Genomic DNA, 19019 nt, shown 5'->3' with positions numbered 1-19019 from the left:
ATACGGCATCATGCGGTTTTCAGACGCAAGGTTAATTGAATTGACGGCGATTTTATCATTTTCATACGGCCTGTGGCTGTCTTTCACAAACAATTTGCCCGATTTTCAAGCAACTTCGTCCGCAACGGCTTCAATTTGCGGCACGGATATACGGCAAACCGCTGGTTTCGTCGTATTCGGGAATGTCGCTTCCGACAAACAGCGCACCGGCCAAACGCACGGCCGCGCCGGTAACGGCCGGGGAAATCATAAAGCCGTGGCGGAACAGGCCGTTGACTTCAATCAGGCGGCGTTCACGGTTGAAACGGATTTCGGGGTTGTGGTGGTTTAAAGTCGGGCGCAAGCCGGTGGCCAGTTCCAAAAGGTTTGCCTCGCCAAATGCCGGATGCACGGCATACAGCGCGGACAAAAGTTCCAAACCGGAACGCACGCTTGCCGACGCTTGGCTTTCGCTTTCGATTTGGGTCGCACCAATCACAAAAATATGGTTTTCCTTCGGCGCGATGTATAAAGGATAGCGCGGATGCAGCAGGCGCACGGGGCGGGACAGCTCAATTTCAGGGGCGTAAACGCGCGCCACTTCGCCGCGAACGCCGCGCAAAACGCTTTCAGACAGCCTGTTCCACGCGCTCTTTGCACCATAACCGCGGCAGTCGATGACCCAATCGTATTGCGCCGCCAAATCTTCGACTTCACGTTCGCACGACCAATGGCACGCTACATTCATCGATTCCAAAGCATCGGCAAGCGCATTCAATACCTGCCGTCCATCCAGCTGCCCTTCCGTCGGCAGATACAGGCCGTCTGAAAACCGCCCGGCCAGTTGCGGCTCGTTTGCCGCAATTTCATCCGCATTCCAACGTATGGTTTCATGTTCCGCCACGCCGCCGCGCTTCAAATGACGGGCAAACTCGGCAGAAAGCGGCTTGTCCTGCGTGTACCAAACAATCAGGCTGCCATTTTCCTGCATCATCACCGGCGTATTCAGACGGCCGACAATCGCGCGCCAAAGCGCAATACTTTGTTTGCCCAAACGGATGACTTCGGGCGTTGCCTCCACCGCTTCGGCAGACGGCGCCAACATGGCCGCGGCAACATAAGCGGCGGCTTGTTCGCCGTTGCGTTCACCTTTCTCAAACAACTCGACCGAAATATCCTGTTCTGCCAATTGGAACGCCATCAGACGGCCAGAAAGACCGCCACCGAGTACCGCAACCTTAGACATCAGTTTCTCCTTGTTTTTAATATGAAAATGAACTGCATATTTTAGAACTTGTTTTGCTGTATCACAATATCGACAGAAAATGAGAACAGTTTTTGCAGATCATGCTTAAGCTAAATCAGTACTACGTAAACAAAAAATCTTCCTTACATAAAACCTACTATAATGTCATCTTTTGACATATTCACATTCACTCAGCTTCATTGCACCTGTTGATTGGTTTTGATGCACCCATTTGATTTTATAAGGAATAATGATGAAAAGCTTGGGCAGTACTTTATTTATCCTCGGCATAAAGGTAAGAACATGCAAGAACTAGAACAAGAAAATAGTAAAAAACAGGAAGTAGCAGACAACGTTGCCATGACCAAGTTGCAAGATGTGTTCAATCTTGCACATGACCAAGCTCATCCTGACAAAATCGATTCCGTCATTCGTGCCAATACTCGGGTGTCCGGAACCAATATGTGGGTATTGATATTTGCCATTGCTGTGGCGAGTATCGGTCTGAATGTCAACAGCACGGCGGTAGTGATCGGCGCAATGTTGATTTCGCCGTTGATGGGGCCGATAGTCGGTATGGGTTATGGTTTGGCGGTCGGCGATACTACGCTGATCCGCCAAGCGGCACGCAATATTATTATATTTGTCGTCATCAGCTTGATTACCGCTACGTTGTATTTCCTGTTAACCCCGCTTAAAGAGGCGCAAAGTGAGCTTTTGGCGCGTACTCAGCCGACTCTTTGGGATGTGTTGATTGCCTTCTTCGGCGGTAGTGCGGGCATTGTGGCGCAGACCCGAAAAGAAGGAGGCAATGCCATACCGGGTGTGGCGATTGCGACCGCATTGATGCCACCACTGTGTACCGCGGGCTACGGACTGGCTCATGGCAACTGGCAATATTTTTTCGGCGCTTTTTATCTGTTTGCCATCAACTGCGTGTTCATCGCTTTTTCGACCTTGTTGTTTTCCAAGCTGCTCAAGCTGCCGCGCAGGGGGTTGGTAACGGAATCCAAACGCCGGTTGCAAAGTATCATTATTACCGCCGTCGTACTGGCTGTGATGATTCCGAGCGGCTATATGGCATCAGGACTGGTGCGTCAGGAGATCTTCAACACCAAAGCCAATTCCGCCATTGCCACCGCACAGCAACAGGAAGGTTTTTTCGTGCTGCGTAAGATTTTGAACCACAGAGAAAATATGGTCGGTCTGATTGTCAACGGAACGGGCAATGCTGAGAAAATTTCTGCCTTATTGGTGAAGAGCCTTGAAGTGTCAGGTGTGAAAGCGCCGAAGGTCAACGTGGTCTATGCGGGAGGGGACGATGCTAAAATCGAAGAATTGCTGGCAAGCCGAAACAACTCGGCGCAGCAGCAAAATGAGTTGAAAGAGCAACAAGCCTACATAGATACCGTGCTTGCAGGTAAAACTGCCGGTGCTGACGATGCTGCGGTACTCAAGGAATTAAAAGCCCAATATCCGGAAGCGGAAAAAATCGTTGTCGGACGCGGCTTGGTTTGGGAGAAAGCGCAAACGGCACCCACTACACAGGAGCAGCCTGAAAGCAGTCAAAACAAACAGGCAGACATAAGTAACGATATTGTCGTGGTCTCGCTCGAATTTAAGGAGCCTCTGCCTGCCAAAGATCACGAACGCTTACAGGCGTGGTTGAACCAGCGTTATGAAGGTACAGCGGTGCGCTTGTTAGTCAATGCTAAAGTTTTGGACAAATAGCCATTCTCCAAAATATTTGGGGCTAACGTAGATTAGCTCTAAATTCGACACCAATCCCGCAGGATTTTAAACCGTTGAGACGGTATGCCGAAGTTAAACCGAAATTCGCATTCTTTCAAGAACAGCGGAAAAGATTTGCGATCGATTTGGCATTCGGTTTGAATTATATGAACGCGGTACCAAAAGTTTTGGTCTGGATTTACGAATGGGTCGAAGATACCGCCCTATGGATTAAAGCAGGCATTACGGGTAGTGGCGCTTTACTGTGGTTGGCAGGCAACTTCCTTGAAAAACCTGCAGAGGCAGAACAGGAAGAGGAAGAAGAATAAATACCATAAAAGGCCGTCTGAAAAGTTTCAGACGGCCTTTTTATTAGGTTCACCAAACAACGTTTTTTTATGCCCGAAAGTATGCCTTAATCGGATAAATGGCTACTTATCCGAACTTTACTTCTGCCCCGAATACTTCCTGCCATAGTTTTCGCACATTGCCGTAATGGGTCAGCAATTCGTCCGTCACTTCGGTTTTTTTGGCATCGCGCAGTTTGGTGTTGTGTTGCTGCTGGCGGTAGAAGCGGTAGGCGGTGCGGCTTTGTTCGGCGAGGGTTTTGTCGATGAGGCCGCAGTCGGCGGCAATGTTCAAGAGGGCGATGTTGCCGTAGTTGTCCAAGAGTTGCGGATATCGGCGGGCATGGGCAAGAATAAGATATTGGACGATAAATTCAACATCGACCACGCCGCCGCGTGCGTATTTGACGTTGTTGTCGGCAGGCGGATGGGTGGGGAACATTTTTTCGCGCATTTCGATGATTTCGCCTGCTAAAACGGTTTGGTCGCGTTCGGCGGTGAGGATTTCGGTGCGGATGCGGTCGAAGGCCGTCTGAATTTCAGTCGTGCCGCAGATGAAGCGGGCGCGGGTAAGGGATTGGTGTTCCCACGTCCATGCGTTTTCGCGCTGGTATTTTTCAAAGGCGGCGATGCTGTGGGCGAGGAAACCTGCGTCGCCGTTGGGGCGCAGGCGCAGGTCGGTTTCGTAGAGGCTGCCTGCACCGGTGGCGGCGGAAAGCCAGTTGGTCAGGCGGCGGGCAAGACGGCTGTACACGTCGCCTGCATCGGGATGCGGGTCGTCGTAAAGATAAACCAAGTCGAGATCGGAGGAATAGCTGAGCTCTTTACCGCCCAGTTTGCCGTAGCCGATGATGGCAAATTGCGGCGTATCGCGGTGTTTTTTGGGCATATCCGCCCACGCGCACGGCAGGGCGGCGGCGAGTATGGTATCGGCAAGGGCGGAGAGCTGGTCGGAAAGTGATTCTACCGTCCACAATCCGGCGAGGTCTTGAACGGCGAGGCGGAAGACTTGGGTGTGTTGGAAATGGCGCAGTGTGTCCATTTGCGCTTCGGTGTCGCCGCCGCAGGCTTTGAGGTCGTTTGAAAGCGAGGTGGCGAGTGCCGGCCAGTCAAACGCGGTATCCAAAAGCTGGGCGCTGATGAGTTCGTCCAGCAACATCGGATATTTGCTCAGATATGCCGCCACCCATGAGCTTTGGCTCATGATTTGTGCCAGATGCGCCAAAGTTTGCGGATGTTCGTTGAGGAAAGCGAGATAGGCGGAGCGGCGGCTGATGTTTTCGAGGAAGTCAAACAGCCGCATCAGCGTATCGGTCGGGTTGGGTTGCTCGGCCGCCGCCTGTACCAACAACGGCACAATCGCGTCAAAACGCGGCTGGGCGTGTGCGGAAAGGTGGCGGTATTTATGCCCGTTGCGGATTTGGTCGAGCCGCGTGGCGATGGTTTCGGCATCAAACCCATATTCTTTCAGACGGCCTAGTCGTTCTTCTTCGTCGGGTTTTTCCTGCCATACCCATTGCCATTCGCTGTTGTCTTGCGTTTGCTCTTCGGGTTCGCTCAAGATTTCGTTAAACAACTGATTGACTTTGTTCCGATGAACATTCAGGCCGTCTGAAAAAGCGGCATAACTGTCGAAACCCATGCTTTCGGCAAGCAGTTGTTGCTGTTCGGGCGAGGTCGGCAGGGTTTGGGTTTGCTGGTCGTCCCAGTATTGCAGGCGGTGTTCGACGTCGCGCAGGAATCGGTAGGCGGCCAGCAGGGTTTCGACGTTTTCAGACGGCATGATGCCCAGCTCGGCAAGTTTCTTCAGCGTTTCTTGCGTGCCTTTCAGTTGCAGCGCGCGCATTTGGCCGCCGCGTATCATTTGGAAAATCTGGGCAATAAATTCAACTTCGCGGATGCCGCCTGCGCCGAGTTTGATGTTGTCCGCCATGCCTTTTTTGCTGACTTCGCTGCGGATTTGGCGGTGCAGGTTGCGCATTGCCTCATATGCGCTGTAATCCAGATATTTGCGGAACACAAAGGGGCGCACCAGCGATTTGATGTCGTTCGGATACGGCGTGACCACGCGGCCTTTGCACCACGCATAGCGTTCCCATTCTCGCCCCTGCGTAATCAGGTATTGCTCCAGCGCGGTTTCGCTCAACACCAGCGCGCCCGAATCGCCGTCCGGCCGCAGCCGCATATCAACGCGGAACACCTGCCCGTCGGCGGTAATGTCATTCAACAATGCAATCAGTTTCTGCCCGACTTTGGTGAAAAACTCCTGATTGCCGCGTTCGCGCCTGCCGTCGGTGTCGCCCGATTCGGGATAGACGAAAATCAAATCGATGTCGGAAGACACGTTCAACTCATAGCCGCCCGCCTTACCCATCGCCACCACGCTCAAATGCTGCGGCGATTTGGTATAACGCCCGATCGGCGTACCGTACATGTCCCGATAATAGGCGTAGGCGAAATCAAGCGCGGTATTGACGGCAAAATCGGCAAACAGCGTAATCGTACGGGTTACTTCGTTCAAATCGCTGATGCGGTTTATATCGCGAACGATAATCTGCGACACTACATAGCGGCGCAACTGGCGCAACTGCCGCGCCAATTCTTCCTCGTTTTCTTCCGCGCGGATTTTGCCCCAATCGGCAAAAGCTTGAAAATCAGATTCAGTCAACACCTTGTCCAGCATGGGCAGGAAAATTTCGGGCTTGAGTTTGCCGTTGTCGAGCTGGCGGGCAAGGAACAGGGAATGGCGGCGGGCAGTATCGAGGCGGTTCATAATCTTTGCCTGAATAAACAGAAAAGACCATCATAGCAAGGTTTCAGGCCGTCTGAAACCCACGCTTTCCCCTATCCGTGCAATCGGCTAAAATACCAACCTTTACAACCCCCACATAAGGAAACCGCCATGACCCGTATGGTTCACTGCGTCAAACTCGGCAAAGAAGCCGAAGGCATGAAATTTCCGCCGCTGCCCAACGAATTGGGCAAACGCATTTTTGAAAACGTTTCCCAAGAAGCATGGATGGCTTGGACCCGTCACCAAACCATGCTCATCAACGAAAACCGCTTAAGCCTTGCCGATCCGCGCGCACGCGAATACCTCGCTCAGCAGATGGAACAATACTTCTTCGGCGACGGCGCAGATGCCGTACAAGGCTATGTTCCGCAAGAGCCTAAATAAGCATTAAAAAGCCAAGGCCGTCTGAAACCCGATTTTCAGACGGCCTTTAAAATTCCCGATTTCCCCGCATATTAGGCAAATAGAACAGATAAATCATACAAACCCATGATTCTCTGTTAAAATCCAAATTTCATTCATTTCCAATCCACACTGGAGCAAACGCCATGCAAAACGACGTTTACGACTATACCTCGCAAGGCTCGGTTGCCAAAAATACCGTCCTGCAAAAAACCTACCGCCTGCTCGGCCTGTCTTTCATTCCTGCCATTGCCGGCGCGTTCTTTTCCGCCAAAACAGGCTTTAACATTTTCTCCATGTTCGGTTCATACTATGTTGCCCTGGCCGCCTTCTTCGGCTTCTTCTACGGCATGACCTTCCTGATCGAGAAAAACCGTTACAGCAACGTCGGCGTAGCCCTGTTGATGATCTTCACTTTCGGCATGGGCCTTGCCATCAGCCCTATGTTGCAATACGCCTTAGCGATTAACAACGGCGCGCAAATCGTCGGTACGGCCGCCGCCATGACCGCCGGTGTATTCTTCACCATGTCCGCCATGGCACGCCGCACCACAATGAACATGAACAAACTCGGCAGCTTCCTCGGTGCCGGTGCGATCGTACTTATGATTGCCGTTGTGGCCAACATCTTCCTCAACATCCCTGCCCTGAGCCTGACCATCGCTGCCGGCTTCGTTGTCTTCAGTTCCCTGATGATTATGTGGCAGGTGCGTACCGTTATCGACGGCGGTGAAGACAGCCACATCAGCGCGGCGCTGACCATCTTCATCTCCATCTACAACATTTTCAGCAGCCTCTTGAGAATCCTCATCTCTATTAGTGGTGACGACTGATAAAGCCGCAAAGGCCGTCTGAAATTTCAGACGGCCTTTTTGATTTTTGACATCACCGGCAAACTCCCCTATCCTGAACGTACACAAACCCCATTCCCAACCCAAAATGACCACGACCACTCCGCGCCGTGCCGTGTACGCAGGCAGCTTCGACCCTCCCACTCTCGGCCACCTGTGGATGATACAGGAAGCCCAATCCCTCTTTGACGAACTCATCGTCGCCATCGGTACCAATCCAGAAAAGCGCAACACCTACACCATAGAAGAACGCCGCGCCATGCTCGATGCCATTACCCACCCGTTCCCCAACGTCCGCATCAGCGTGTTTGAAAACCGCTTTTTGGTCGATTACGCCCGCGAAGCCAACGCCAATTTCATCGTCCGCGGCATCCGTTCCGCCGCCGACTACGAATACGAACGCTCGATGCGCTACATCAACAGCGACATCGCCCCCGAAATTTCCACCGTCTTCCTGATGCCGCCGCGCGAAATAGCCGAAGTATCCTCCACCATGGTCAAAGGCTTGGTCGGTCCACAAGGCTGGCGCGACATGATAGGCCGCTACCTCCCCGACCCCGTCTATCAAAAAATCCTGCAAGACCACGAAACAAACACATAAAACAAAGGCCGTCTGAACATTTCAGACGGCCTTCCAATTTTCATTGATTATTTACGGGCAGACATCAACGCCTGCAGGTTTTGATTCAACGTTTCCATGTCCAACCAACCGGCGGCAATAAACAGCATCAAAATCACCGTACCCACACACAGCACGCCGATACCATACAACAGATAGCCCACCAAAACACGGCCTACCGTCGCATTCCCCATCCACATCAAACCGCGCACCTGCACCACAAAAACCCAAGCTTGCCACAACAGCGCAAACGCAGCCAACGCCGGCACATACAACACCAGCAACAGCGGCAGCAGCAAAGCCTCAGACACCAAAATAAAGCCCCACAAAGGCAGTCGGGGCGCACCGTAATAATGCAGCACCTTGCGCATCGAGCGGCTCAACACCAACCATTTCACAATCACCAAAATCACCGACAGGCACACCGCCGCCGCGCCACTGCCAAACAAAGGCGACATGCTGGCCGCGTTCACCACACCCAACAGCAGCAACACCGCCGCCATTACCAAAGGCGAATACAAATACGTCTCCGGCGAACGATAGCGCAAACGCAAAACATCCCACATATCACGAACAAACACATACAGCATGGCATAAATCCAAAGCAAAAAAGCTGATTGTATCTTAGGCCGTCTGAAAATCAAACCGGCAAACCTAAAAACCGCCGATTAAAACGAAAAATAATTCAATACAAAACAAAATCTTAATTTACCACCTCAAAAATAAAGCCTACAAACGCTTGCACAAGGCAACGAAATTTGGTTTAATTCACATCTCGCAACGAAACATGCGAAGGCCAGATAGCTCAGTTGGTAGAGCAACGGATTGAAAATCCGTGTGTCGGCGGTTCGATTCCGCCTCTGGCCACCACCAACCGCCTTGAAGCGGTTATTTTTTTATCTATACGATTTGAACGTATGCTTTAAGCGCAAATCCCGTTCCAGACCATGCGTCCCGATTTCCACACAAGGCCGTCTGAAAAATTTCAGACGGCCGTTGTTCATGTTGGCATGGCATAAAAATCCGCTTCACCGCCCCATTCCGACAGAATACGGCGCTTCCATCCAAACCGGCTGAAACCTTCGCAAACATACTGAATATGAATAAAGTTCAAGGCAGGTCGGTTTACTATATAATACCGTCCAAACCAACCATAACTTACTCATTGCAGGGAAGATAATGAAAAAAGTGCTGATTGTGCATTACTCGCAAACGGGGCAGCTCTCCAGCCTGGCGCAGAATTTTGCCGCGCCGTTGCAAACAGCCGGCGTACAGGTCGATTGCGTCAATATCTTACCGGAGCAGGCATTTCCGTTTCCATGGCCGTTTTGGCGTTTTTTCGATACCTTTCCGGAAACCGTCCATTTAAAACCTGCCCCGATTCTGCCGCCGCAAATTCCATCCGAAGATTACGATGTGGTGGTCATTGCCTACACCGTTTGGTTCCTCTCTCCTTCGCAACCGATGACTGCCTTTTTGCAACGCGAAGAAACGCGCCGGCTGCTGGACGGCAAACCAGTGATCACGCTTATCGGCTGCCGCAATATGTGGCTAGGCGCACAGGAAAAAATGAAATCTTTGCTGAAACAAAACGGCGCCAAACTCATCGGCAACATCGTAAAAATCGATGCCTGCAACAGCGCGGCAAGTTTCATTACCACGCCCGCATGGATGCTGACCGGCGACAAGCGCTATTTCCGCTCCCTGCCCTCCGCCGGCATTGCTGAAGAAGAATTGGCGGATGCGGCGCGGTTTGGTACGAAATTGCGCGATACACTATTGAACCAACAACCTTTGGACGAAACCCTGTTTCAAAACATGGGCGCAGTGACAGTCAATGAAAAACTGATTTTCAGCGAACGCGCCGCCGGTCGCAGCTTCTTCGTCTGGGGCAAGCTTTTGATGGCGGCAGGCCGTATTTCTCCGCTCTTGCGCCGTGCCTTGTTGTGCTTTTACATCGTATTTTTATTGGCGATGATTTTGGTGGTTTTACCTGTCAGCGTGATTTTGAAAAAACTGCTGCATCCGCTGCTCAAAGGCCGTCTGAAAAAACTGGCGGATTATTACGGCCAACCTTCCGGCGGATGAATCGGATTGCGGGCGGCAACCTGTAAGGAGACTGTATATGGACGATTTTGAACGCATTTACCGCGACTGGCACGAATATGCCAAAAACCGCGACACCGACGCGCTGATTGCGCTGTATGCCGACGACGCCGTATTTGAAAGCCCGCTGGTGCCCGCAATTATGAATACCGACAGCGGCATCCTGTGCGGCAAGGCCGAAATCCTGCGTTTTTTACAGGAAGGTACGCGCCGCCGTCCCAACGATTTGGTGCGCTGGTATCGGGACGGCCGCTATTTCGTTGCGGGCGATACGCTGGTGTGGGAATACCCGCGCCAGACGCCCGACGGCGATCAGGTGGATATTTTGGAAGTGATGCGACTGGAAGGCGGCAAAATCAAGCACCACCGCATTTATTGGGGCTGGTTCGGCACGCAGATGCTGACAGCTTCGGCACTCGCCAAAGCGGTTAAGGCTTGACGCCGGAAGCCGCACAGACGTTGGCAGAGGCCGTCTGAAAACGACCAAAATGTTTTGAGCAACGGCCGACGACAGTCTTGCTTTTCAGACGGCCTCAAATACAGAAAGCACTCCATGCCCGAAGTTATCCACTACCCCGAACGCCGTCGCTTTCAAATCGATATTGACGGTTTGGAAGCAGGCTACATCAGCTATACCGAACACAACGGCGGCTGGGACATAAACCATACCGAGGTCTCGCCCAACTTCCGTCATTGCGGCATTGCCAAACTGCTGGTGGACGCACTGATGGAATACGCCGAAACACACCACATCCCGTTGACTGCAAGCTGCGACTACGCGGCACGGTTTATCGGTTGATTATTTTGACAACCACATCATGACATCGAATAACACACTCAAAGACGTTTATCTCAACCGCGTTTCTGCCTTCTTGCCCAATGCCCCCGTCGGCAATGACGAAATGGAAGCCGTCCTCGGCATGGCAGGCGATGTACCATCACGCGTGCGCCGTATGATTTTGCGTTCCAACGGCATTTTGTCGCGCCATTACGCCATCGACCCCGAAAGCCGCCGCACGACGCATACCAATGCCGAGTTGGCTGCCGAAGCGGTCAATGGCTTATTTGCCCAAGGCGTTCCCGCAGAAGCCATCGGCAGCCTAGCGTGCGCCACTTCCTATCCCGACCAAACCATGCCCGGACACGGCGTGATGGTGCATGGTTTGCTGGATATGCCGCCTTGCGAAGTGTTCAGCATGGCAGGCGTATGCGCGGCAGGTATGGCGGCGATGAAACACGCCTACAACGCTGTGCGCACCGGCGAACACGCACATGCAGTTTCCGTTGCTTCCGAAAACGCCTCGGCGGTCATGCGCGGCGAAGTGTTCCAAAGCGAAACCGACCATAAAAAACTGGAAAACGCGTCCCCCGAAATCGGGTTTGAAAAAGACTTTTTGCGCTGGATGCTGTCTGACGGCGCAGGCGCGGTGTATCTGTCCGACCGCCCCAATTCAGACGGCCTCAGCCTGAAAATCCATTGGATAGACCTGCTTTCCTACGCCAACGAAATGCCGCCCTGCATGTATGCCGGCGCAGAATTCCGCGACGGCGTATTTGAAGGCTGGAAACACGCCGATGCCGATTACGGCCGCCGCCACAGCCTGATGGCGGTCAAACAAGACGTCAAACTGCTGAACGAAAATATCGTCCGCTATACAGTGGAAAAACCCCTCTCCCAAATCGCCGCCAAACACGGCATCCGCGCCGAAGAAATCGATTGGTTCCTGCCACACTACTCTTCCGGCTTTTTCCGCGACCGCCTTTCAGACGGCCTGAAAAATATCGGCTTCGACATTCCGCAGGAAAAATGGTTTACCAATCTGCACAGCAAGGGCAACACGGGTTCGGCCTCGATTTACATCATCCTTGAAGAATTTTTGCGCACTTTCCCCATCGAACACGGCCAAAAAATCCTGTGTTACGTTCCGGAAAGCGGCCGTTTTTCAACATGTTTCATGCTTTTGGAAGCAGTAAAGGCCGTCTGAATGAAGATTGACGACATCCCTCAAGACAACAGCGCCAGCTACCACGGCCACCGTAAAGTCATCTACGGCACCCGCGACGGCCACTACGAAGCGGCCACCAGCAACGGTTGGCAGGACGAAGCCTACGCCACCGAAATGGCGGTGTGCGAACTCGATGCCCAAACGCAGGCCGCGCGCGAAGCCGTCGAAAAAGGCGAATATTCGCCGCTGTACTACCATATGTTCCGCTGCCGTTATGATGAAACTGGCTTGGCCATGGCGGCAGGCGTATGGAAATGGCAGCTGCGCCGGCATTTCCGTCCCGAAGTGTTCGCCAAACTACCGGCCAAAACCCTGCAAAAATACGCCGATGCCTGCCAAATCAGCATAGACGGCCTCAAACAAACCGATATCTAAAGCACCTCATGATTACCCTGCATTCGCTCGACCAATCCCGCGCCCTGCGCATTGTTTGGCTGCTTGAAATCCTCGGTACGCCTTACCGCCTGCAAACCTACTGCCGTCATCCCGACACTTTGCTCGCCCCTGACGAACTCAAAGCCATCCATCCCTTGGGTAAATCGCCTTTATTGGATGATGACGGCTTTATCTTGGCGGAAAGCGGCGCGATTACCGACTATCTGATTCAAACCTACGGCAACGGCCGTCTGATGCCCGAACGCGGCAGCCGCGAATACTGGCAATATCAACGCTGGCTGCATTATGCCGAAGGTTCGCTGATGCCGTTATTACTACTCGGATTGGTGTTCCGCCGGATTGAAAGCGCGCCCATGCCGTTTTTCGTCAAACCGATTGCCCGCAAAATCAGCGGCAGCGTCAAAAGCAGCTTTATTCATCCGCAAGCCGCGCTGCATCTTGCCCACATTGACAGCGAGTTGGAAAACCGCGAATGGTTGGTCGGCAACAGCCTCAGCGGTGCCGACATCATGATGAGCTATCCGCTACAAGCCGCGGCCGACCGCTTCGACTTTGCCGACTACCCCAATATCCGCGCCTATTTGCAGCGCATCGAAGCGCATGAAGCCTACCGCCGCGCCGTTGAAAAAGCAGGTTCGCCTTTATTGAAACTCGACAAATAAAACAAGGCCGTCTGAAACGTTTTCAGACGGCCTGAAACCTTGGTTCACTTATCGAATAGCTTTGCAGCAAACGGCGTTTTTACCCAAGTGCCGCCCGAGTGCTTTGTTCCCCCTCGCCGTTCCACTATAATGGCAACCCATATCCTTCTAAAAAATAACACCATGCCAACCGATAACCGCCCGACTCTTGCCATCGACACCAGCACATCCTTTCTGTCCATCGCATTGGAACATCAAGGCGAAGTCCGCCTGTTTCACGAAAACGTCGGCACCAAGCAATCCGAACAAATCCTGCCGCAAATCGAACGCCTCTTTAAAGAAGCGGGCATCACTGCCGCCGATTTGGGCTACATCGTCTATGCACAAGGCCCCGGCGCATTTACCGGCCTGCGTATCGGCGCGGCGGTTGCACAAGGTTTGGCCACGCCGTTTGACACGCCCATGATCGGCATTCCCTGCCTCGATGCCGCCGCTTCGCTGCTGCCGCCATCCAGTTGCGTACTGGCGGCCACCGATGCGCGCATGGGCGAAGTGTTCTACGCATGGTTTGATACGCAAAACCACGTCCGCTTGAGCGATTACACGGTTGGCAAAGCCGCCGCCATTACCGCGCCCGAAGGCAAAACGCCTAGCGGCGGCATCGGTAACGCCTTTGCCCTCGCCGACAAACCGCCTTTTGACGGTCAAGCCGATATGCCGACCGCCACCGACTATCTTAAACTTGCCCGCAGCGGCCGCTATGTTGCTACTGACGCGGCACACGCCGAGCTGCTCTACGTCCGCAATAAAATTGCCCTGACCGCGCAAGAGCAAGCCCAACAAAAGGCCAAACCGTGAACCTGCGTCCAGCCGTACTTGCCGACTGCCCCACCCTTGCCGCCATCGACGCCCAAGGCAATCCTTCGCCGTGGACGGCGCAGCAGTTTGAATCAGCCGTTCAACACCATCCTGACAGCGTTTGGCTCAGCCAGGCAGACCACCAAATTACCGGCTTTATCGTGTGGCAAACCGTGTTTGACGAATCCGAGCTGCACCTGATTGCCGTCGCGCCCGAATACCGCCGCCAAGGCATTGCGTCCGTCCTGTTGCAACACTGGCAAAACGCAGTGCAACAGCAAGGCGCAACCCGATTGCTGCTCGAAGTCCGCGCAAGCAATGAAACCGCGCAACAGCTCTACCGCAAACACGGCTTCCAAACCTGCGGCCGCCGCAAAAACTACTACGCCCTGCCCGACGGTGGCAGCGAAGACGCCGTATTGATGGAGAAATCATGTTAAGCAGCCGCTACCTGCACCTGCACGAAGCCTTGGGCTTGGGCCCGATGTGGCTGAACCAAAACGCCAAAATCATCCATGCCGCACCTCAAGCCGCAGCCGCACCCGTCCGCCCCAAAGCCATTGCTGCCGATACCGCGCAAGCCGTGCGTACTTTATCGGCTGGTGCACATCAAGCACGCACTGCCGCCATTGCCACTGCGCAAACGGCTAAACCTGCTGTCCGCGTTCCCGAAGCAGCACCCAAAGCCATTGCCGAAACAACGGCAAAAACAGAAAAAGCCGCGCATTCAGACAATCTGCCCCGTCTTGACGTAACCATCAGGTCGTCTGAAATTATGGTGGTCAGCATTTGCCCGTCCACCGAAGACAGCCTGCACGGTACGCTGTTTAGCGGCGACGTCGGCATGCTTCTCGATAATATCCTCGCCGCCATCGGCCTCAAGCCCGAGCAAGCGCATAAAACCGCATGGGTTAAAACCGCGCCTGTGTTTACCGCCCTGCCCGATGCCGAACACATCCGCTCCGAGCTTGCCGAAATGCAAAACGAGCTGACCGCTTCGCAAGCGCGCGCAGTCTTATTTCTCGGCAAAATCTTTGACAGCCCCGACATGATCGGGTTGATGAACGAATTGTGCGCAGAGCGGCCGCATTTCGTCATTCCCCATCCCGCCCGCCTGCTGATGCAGCCGCAACTCAAAGCGCAGGCATGGCAAATCTTAAAGCCATTGAGACAGCTTTTGGCCAAGGCCGTCTGAACATTCTGTTCAACCTGAAATCAAGTTTTCACCAACAAAAAAGGGCGTGTTCGACACGCCCTAATGTTTATCAATATTCTGCCGAATGCCAGAAAGGCTGACCCACCGTCGGCGTACTGGCGCGCGCTTTCTCACGCGCCTCCACAGGTTCCGCCTCATAAGCCAGACGGCCCGACTCGACCGCAAGCGCAAAAGCGCGTGCCATATTGACCGGATCGCCGCTGCGGGAAACGGCGGTATTCAGCAGCACACCGTCAAAGCCCCATTCCATCACTTGCGCCGCCTGCGAAGGCAAACCCAAACCCGCATCAATAATCAACGGCGTGTCGGGCAGGCGTTCGCGCAGGACTTTCAGCGCATAAGCATGAACCGCGCCCAGACCCGTGCCAATCGGTGCCGCCCACGGCATCAACGCCTGACAGCCTGCGTCAAGCAGTCGGCGGCAGGCAATCAAATCCTCGGTGCAATAAGGCAGCACTTTGAAGCCGTCTTTAATCAGGATTTCCGCCGCTTCGACCAGTTGGAATACATCGGGCTGCAACGTGTCATCATCGCCGATGAGCTCGAGCTTGATCCAATCAGTATCAAACACTTCACGCGCCATTTGCGCAGTGGTCACAGCTTCTTGCACGCTTTGACAGCCTGCGGTATTGGGCAACACAGGCACGCCCATTTCCTCCAACAACGACCAAAAACCCTGCCCGTGCGCTTCGCCGCCGCTGCCGGCACGACGCAATGAAACGGTAATCATCGCCGGTTGCGCGATTTGGACAGACTGCTTGAGGATTTCCGGCGTCGGATAAGCAGCCGTACCGAGCAGCAGCCGTGAAGGGAAAGTTTCTCCGTATAGGGTAAACATGATGGATTCCTTTGTAATATTATTTTTGGGGCAATAGCCTTCTGAAAAATCGGTTTAGATAGTTTCCAAATAATTTTCAAGTCCTTCGGCGACCTTGGTCGGAATAAACTCGGTAATCGTGTATTTCGCTACGCCTTCTCGGTGAAACGGGTCTTCTGCAATTAACTTTTCCACCTGTTCCCTGCCTGATGCTTTCATCAGGATAACGCCGCCTGTCCGCGGCTGTTTGCGTCCAGACATCACAAATACACCTGCTTGATAATACCGTTCGAGATACGCGATATGCTCGGCCAGGTAGGTTTCAACCGCAGCCAATTCTTTCATATATTCCAACGATACGATAAACATCTCTTTTCCTTTTCTCAGCATTAAACCAATAGCGCAGCTATACGCGCAGTAAAACCGCTTATCCGCCGACTACCGGGCGCACAATGTCCACTTTATCGTTTTCGTTCAAAACCGTTTCCGCATACGTGCCTTTGGCGACAAACTGGGTATTGACGGCAACGGCAAACGGTTTTGGCGGCGAAGTTTGGGCGATAAGGTCGGCAACGGTTGTGCCGTTTAATGTGATGGTTTCATTGTTCAATATAATCTTCATGATGTTTGCTCCTCTTGTCAGACTTCTTATTTTCAGACGGCCTTATTCATCCCACAAAGCCTGAAACGCTTTAACCACCGCTTCGGGATTTTCCGCTTCGGTCACGGCGCGGACGACGGCAAGTGAGGAAACGCCGGTGGCAAGCACATCTTCGGCGTTGTTCAAATCGATGCCGCCGATGGCGACGACGGGCGTGCCGCGTGCCTGTCTGACGTATTCGCGCAGTTTGTCCAAACCTTGCGGGGCGGTCGGCATTTGCTTGGTCGTGGTCGGGAAAATCGCACCGCTGGCGACGTAGCTAGGTTGTACGGACAAGGCGCGATCGAGTTCGGCAACAGAGTGCGTACTCAAGCCCAAGCGCAAACCGGCAGCTTCAATCGCGGCTAGGTCGGCAGTGTCCATGTCTTCCTGCCCGAGATGCACGCCGTATGCACCTGCGGCAATCGCTTCGCGCCAGTGGTCGTTGATGAAAAGCTGGGTTGCACTGTTTTGACAGGCTACGACGCAACGTTCGATTTCGCGTTTCAACTCGTCGCCATGCAGGATTTTACAGCGCAGTTGCACCGTGTCGGCACCTGCTTTGACCATGCGCTCGACCCAGTCAGCAGTAGGAACAACGGCGTAAAATTTCAGGGGAGATTTGAGTGGCGGGAAGGTCATAACGGCTCCGAAAGGAATAATTCGTTGTTATATTATCAGAAAAGGCCGTCTGAATAATATTTGTTTTCAGACGGCCTGATTGAAAAAATGAATATTGCCCTATTCGGCTTTGGCTTTATAAAAATATGAACATACTGATGGGTTATCAAAATGAGTGCCATATTGGCGCCCCACATTCGGAGACCCAACCCATGAAAAAAATTTCTCTTGTTAGCCGCCCTTCCCTTACTGTTTACCACTTATTCAAATGCCGCCACGCCTAAAGCGGAAGCTTCAAAACCAGCTTCGGCACACAAACAAACCAAGCAGCGTTTTTCCGGCAAAATCACCGGCTATCAAACCGCCGAGCATTTGTTCTCCGTACGCAAGGGCGACCGCCTGCGCATCAGTAAAACCGGCAGCCCTAACGCCTATTTCAACGTATGGGCACCCAAAGACGATGAAGCCGTATTTAACGGTTCGGCACAAGGCGATAAATTTGACGGTATCGCTACCCAATCGGGCAAATATAAAGTGCAGGTCTATATGATGCGCGCCCAAGCCCGCCGTAACACTACTGCCCATTACGCCGTAAACGTCATCAAAAACTAAGGGGCTGACGTAGATTAGCCCTAAATTCCACACCAATCTCGCAGGATTTTAAGCTGTTGAGACGGTGTGCCGAAGTTAAATCGAAATTCGCATTCTTTCAAGAACAGCGGGAAAGATTTGCGATCGATTCCGTTGTATTTTCGCAAGAAACGTTTTGCCTGATTCCAAAAATTCTCAATGCCGTTAATGTGGTTCTGACGGTCGACAAATTCCTTGGAATGGTTGATGCGGTAATGGATAAAACCGCTCACGTCCAACTTATCATAGCTGCTCAGGCTATCCGTGTAAACAATGCTGTCCGGCATGATTTTCTTTTTGATGACAGGGAATAACGTTTCAGACTTGGCATTATCCACCACAACGGTATAGACCCGTCCGTTGCGTTTCAGAATGCCGAAGACAACCACTTTTCCTGCCGCACCTCGACCACGTCTGCCTTTACGCTGTCCGCCGAAATAGCTTTCGTCCAGCTCGACAGAGCCCTCGAAAACCTCATCGGCAGCCAAGGCCAAATGATGGATGATGACATACATATTTTGCGGTAGAATAGAGTTATTTATCCTGCGACTAGGTAGAAGGCGCGGAAAGTCCGGCAGAACTGGTCAGCCTGATTGAAAGCGGCGACTACGAAGCCCTGCTTGCCGAAGATTCGGACGAACATGGCCAAGGCCACGAACATCATTGCGGCTGCGGCTGTTCCCTCGGCTGAGTCAGCCTGCCCATATTATCTACCGCCTCGATTTTCATATTAAAAGGAGACTTACCAGCATGATAAGCAAAGCAAAATTCAATACCGTTGTCGGCAGCATAGGAGCGGCAATAGGTATTTTCGTATTTGTCGCCTATATCCCCCAAATTATCGCCAATATGCAAGGGGCAAAGGCGCAGCCGTGGCAACCCCTGTTTGCAGCAGTATCCTGTCTGATTTGGGTTTTGTACGGTTGGAGCAAAGAACCCCGGAAAGACTGGATTCTGATTATACCCAACGCAGTCGGCGTGATATTGGGATTTCTGACTTTTCTGACTTCGCTTTAAACAAGGGGCTAATCTACGTCAGCCCCAAAACTAAACGCCCTCATGATGTAAAGCTTTAAAAAACAGCAAAGGCCGTCTGAAAATTGAAATTTCAGACGGCCT

At 52.8% G+C, this 19019-nt stretch carries 24 protein-coding genes, 1 tRNA gene and 2 pseudogenes; 18 read left to right on the top strand and 9 right to left on the bottom strand.

All coding sequences use genetic code 11. The annotated features are described in order from the left end of the window. Positions 1–130 precede the first annotated feature (130 nt). On the bottom strand, positions 131–1225 hold the full coding sequence (locus ACTHTA_RS05400) for an FAD-dependent oxidoreductase (RefSeq protein ID WP_440364052.1): 1095 nt from the start codon (positions 1223–1225) through the stop codon (positions 131–133). Positions 1226–1528: 303 nt separating this feature from the next. Between ACTHTA_RS05400 and ACTHTA_RS05395 the strand changes: the two genes are divergently transcribed. Continuing rightward, a complete protein-coding gene (locus ACTHTA_RS05395) occupies positions 1529–2956 on the top strand; it encodes a TIGR00341 family protein (protein ID WP_049351622.1) in 1428 nt (475 codons plus the stop codon). A gap of 38 nt (positions 2957–2994) precedes the next feature. Here the strand turns inward: ACTHTA_RS05395 and ACTHTA_RS05390 are convergent. Continuing rightward, positions 2995–3159, bottom strand: a pseudogene (locus tag ACTHTA_RS05390) (IS1595 family transposase); the annotation flags it as partial. Between ACTHTA_RS05390 and ACTHTA_RS05385 the strand changes: the two are divergent. After that, entirely contained in the window at positions 3124–3285 is a 162-nt protein-coding gene (locus ACTHTA_RS05385) for a hypothetical protein (protein ID WP_049351628.1), read from the top strand. The pseudogene ACTHTA_RS05390 and the gene ACTHTA_RS05385 overlap by 36 nt on opposite strands. Before the next feature lie 106 nt (positions 3286–3391). Here ACTHTA_RS05385 and glnE read toward each other — a convergent pair whose 3' ends face one another. Then, positions 3392–6076, bottom strand: a complete 2685-nt coding sequence (gene glnE / locus ACTHTA_RS05380) for a bifunctional [glutamate--ammonia ligase]-adenylyl-L-tyrosine phosphorylase/[glutamate--ammonia-ligase] adenylyltransferase (RefSeq protein ID WP_440364051.1) — start codon at positions 6074–6076, stop codon at positions 3392–3394. A gap of 129 nt (positions 6077–6205) precedes the next feature. Between glnE and ACTHTA_RS05375 the strand changes: the two genes are divergently transcribed. The 3 genes from ACTHTA_RS05375 (at position 6206) to coaD (ending at position 7951) form a co-directional block, all read left to right on the top strand. Further along, on the top strand, positions 6206–6481 hold the full coding sequence (locus ACTHTA_RS05375; RefSeq protein ID WP_003682648.1) for an oxidative damage protection protein: 276 nt from the start codon (positions 6206–6208) through the stop codon (positions 6479–6481). Between the two features lie 164 nt (positions 6482–6645). Further along, the gene (locus tag ACTHTA_RS05370; protein ID WP_308888110.1) at positions 6646–7332 is read left to right on the top strand and encodes a Bax inhibitor-1 family protein; all 687 of its coding nucleotides are present in this window, start codon (positions 6646–6648) and stop codon (positions 7330–7332) included. Between the two features lie 106 nt (positions 7333–7438). After that, entirely contained in the window at positions 7439–7951 is a 513-nt protein-coding gene (gene coaD / locus ACTHTA_RS05365) for a pantetheine-phosphate adenylyltransferase (RefSeq protein ID WP_250578985.1), read from the top strand. 47 nt (positions 7952–7998) lie between these two features. Here the strand turns inward: coaD and ACTHTA_RS05360 are convergent, their stop codons facing one another. Beyond that, complete coding sequence (locus ACTHTA_RS05360; RefSeq protein WP_049351626.1) at positions 7999–8559, bottom strand: hypothetical protein; 561 nt, start codon at positions 8557–8559, stop codon at positions 7999–8001. 204 nt (positions 8560–8763) lie between these two features. Here ACTHTA_RS05360 and ACTHTA_RS05355 point away from each other — a divergent pair. From ACTHTA_RS05355 to ACTHTA_RS05305, 11 genes are all read left to right on the top strand, one after another. After that, positions 8764–8839 (top strand) — tRNA-Phe (locus ACTHTA_RS05355). Positions 8840–8848: 9 nt separating this feature from the next. Further along, the gene (locus ACTHTA_RS05350) at positions 8849–9046 is read left to right on the top strand and encodes a hypothetical protein (RefSeq protein WP_295861124.1); all 198 of its coding nucleotides are present in this window, start codon (positions 8849–8851) and stop codon (positions 9044–9046) included. A gap of 102 nt (positions 9047–9148) precedes the next feature. Continuing rightward, a complete protein-coding gene (locus ACTHTA_RS05345; protein WP_308888113.1) occupies positions 9149–10057 on the top strand; it encodes a dialkylrecorsinol condensing enzyme in 909 nt (302 codons plus the stop codon). 37 nt (positions 10058–10094) lie between these two features. After that, complete coding sequence (locus ACTHTA_RS05340; RefSeq protein ID WP_049351226.1) at positions 10095–10514, top strand: nuclear transport factor 2 family protein; 420 nt, start codon at positions 10095–10097, stop codon at positions 10512–10514. A gap of 114 nt (positions 10515–10628) precedes the next feature. Beyond that, positions 10629–10874 (top strand): GNAT family N-acetyltransferase, encoded by a 246-nt coding sequence (locus ACTHTA_RS05335; RefSeq protein WP_308888115.1) that lies wholly within the window; start codon positions 10629–10631, stop codon positions 10872–10874. A 19-nt stretch (positions 10875–10893) separates the two neighbouring features. Beyond that, entirely contained in the window at positions 10894–12060 is a 1167-nt protein-coding gene (locus tag ACTHTA_RS05330; protein ID WP_070749770.1) for a beta-ketoacyl-ACP synthase III, read from the top strand. Continuing rightward, the gene (locus ACTHTA_RS05325; protein WP_049332227.1) at positions 12061–12456 is read left to right on the top strand and encodes a hypothetical protein; all 396 of its coding nucleotides are present in this window, start codon (positions 12061–12063) and stop codon (positions 12454–12456) included. It begins immediately after the preceding gene. 8 nt (positions 12457–12464) lie between these two features. Next, positions 12465–13139 carry a glutathione S-transferase family protein gene (locus ACTHTA_RS05320; protein WP_308888117.1) on the top strand — a complete coding sequence of 225 codons (675 nt, stop codon included), beginning with the start codon at positions 12465–12467 and terminating at the stop codon, positions 13137–13139. 162 nt (positions 13140–13301) lie between these two features. Then, positions 13302–13976, top strand: coding sequence for a tRNA (adenosine(37)-N6)-threonylcarbamoyltransferase complex dimerization subunit type 1 TsaB (tsaB, locus tag ACTHTA_RS05315; RefSeq protein WP_440364516.1), 675 nt, complete (start codon positions 13302–13304; stop codon positions 13974–13976). After that, positions 13973–14416: a ribosomal protein S18-alanine N-acetyltransferase gene (gene rimI, locus ACTHTA_RS05310; protein WP_137041225.1), complete on the top strand. Its 444-nt coding sequence runs from the start codon at positions 13973–13975 to the stop codon at positions 14414–14416. The genes tsaB and rimI overlap by 4 nt, the downstream gene beginning before the upstream one ends. Then, positions 14410–15171, top strand: a complete 762-nt coding sequence (locus ACTHTA_RS05305; protein ID WP_137041226.1) for a uracil-DNA glycosylase family protein — start codon at positions 14410–14412, stop codon at positions 15169–15171. The genes rimI and ACTHTA_RS05305 overlap by 7 nt, the downstream gene beginning before the upstream one ends. Before the next feature lie 70 nt (positions 15172–15241). Here the strand turns inward: ACTHTA_RS05305 and ACTHTA_RS05300 are convergent, their stop codons facing one another. From ACTHTA_RS05300 to thiE, 4 genes are read right to left on the bottom strand one after another with little or no spacing between them, the layout of a single operon-like run. Continuing rightward, on the bottom strand, positions 15242–16030 hold the full coding sequence (locus ACTHTA_RS05300; protein ID WP_049332237.1) for a thiazole synthase: 789 nt from the start codon (positions 16028–16030) through the stop codon (positions 15242–15244). A 54-nt stretch (positions 16031–16084) separates the two neighbouring features. Further along, entirely contained in the window at positions 16085–16378 is a 294-nt protein-coding gene (locus ACTHTA_RS05295; protein ID WP_049332239.1) for a YciI family protein, read from the bottom strand. Between the two features lie 58 nt (positions 16379–16436). After that, positions 16437–16631 (bottom strand): sulfur carrier protein ThiS, encoded by a 195-nt coding sequence (gene thiS / locus ACTHTA_RS05290; RefSeq protein WP_049351218.1) that lies wholly within the window; start codon positions 16629–16631, stop codon positions 16437–16439. A 42-nt stretch (positions 16632–16673) separates the two neighbouring features. Continuing rightward, positions 16674–17291 carry a thiamine phosphate synthase gene (gene thiE / locus ACTHTA_RS05285; RefSeq protein WP_049329750.1) on the bottom strand — a complete coding sequence of 206 codons (618 nt, stop codon included), beginning with the start codon at positions 17289–17291 and terminating at the stop codon, positions 16674–16676. Between the two features lie 207 nt (positions 17292–17498). Between thiE and ACTHTA_RS05280 the strand changes: the two genes are divergently transcribed. After that, complete coding sequence (locus tag ACTHTA_RS05280) at positions 17499–17882, top strand: hypothetical protein (protein WP_004518967.1); 384 nt, start codon at positions 17499–17501, stop codon at positions 17880–17882. A gap of 20 nt (positions 17883–17902) precedes the next feature. On the opposite strand, the pseudogene ACTHTA_RS05275 reads toward ACTHTA_RS05280, so the two are convergent. Further along, a pseudogene (locus ACTHTA_RS05275) lies at positions 17903–18432 on the bottom strand (IS1595 family transposase); the annotation flags it as partial. Positions 18433–18650: 218 nt separating this feature from the next. Here ACTHTA_RS05275 and ACTHTA_RS05270 point away from each other — a divergent pair. Next, positions 18651–18917: a SemiSWEET family transporter gene (locus ACTHTA_RS05270; RefSeq protein WP_004518970.1), complete on the top strand. Its 267-nt coding sequence runs from the start codon at positions 18651–18653 to the stop codon at positions 18915–18917. Positions 18918–19019 lie beyond the last annotated feature (102 nt).

This window comes from Neisseria sp. P0013.S005, assembly GCF_051958425.1.
Classification (GTDB): domain Bacteria; phylum Pseudomonadota; class Gammaproteobacteria; order Burkholderiales; family Neisseriaceae; genus Neisseria; species Neisseria subflava.
Note: the sequence above shows the minus strand (reverse complement) of the source record. Positions and strands in the feature narration are given on the sequence as shown.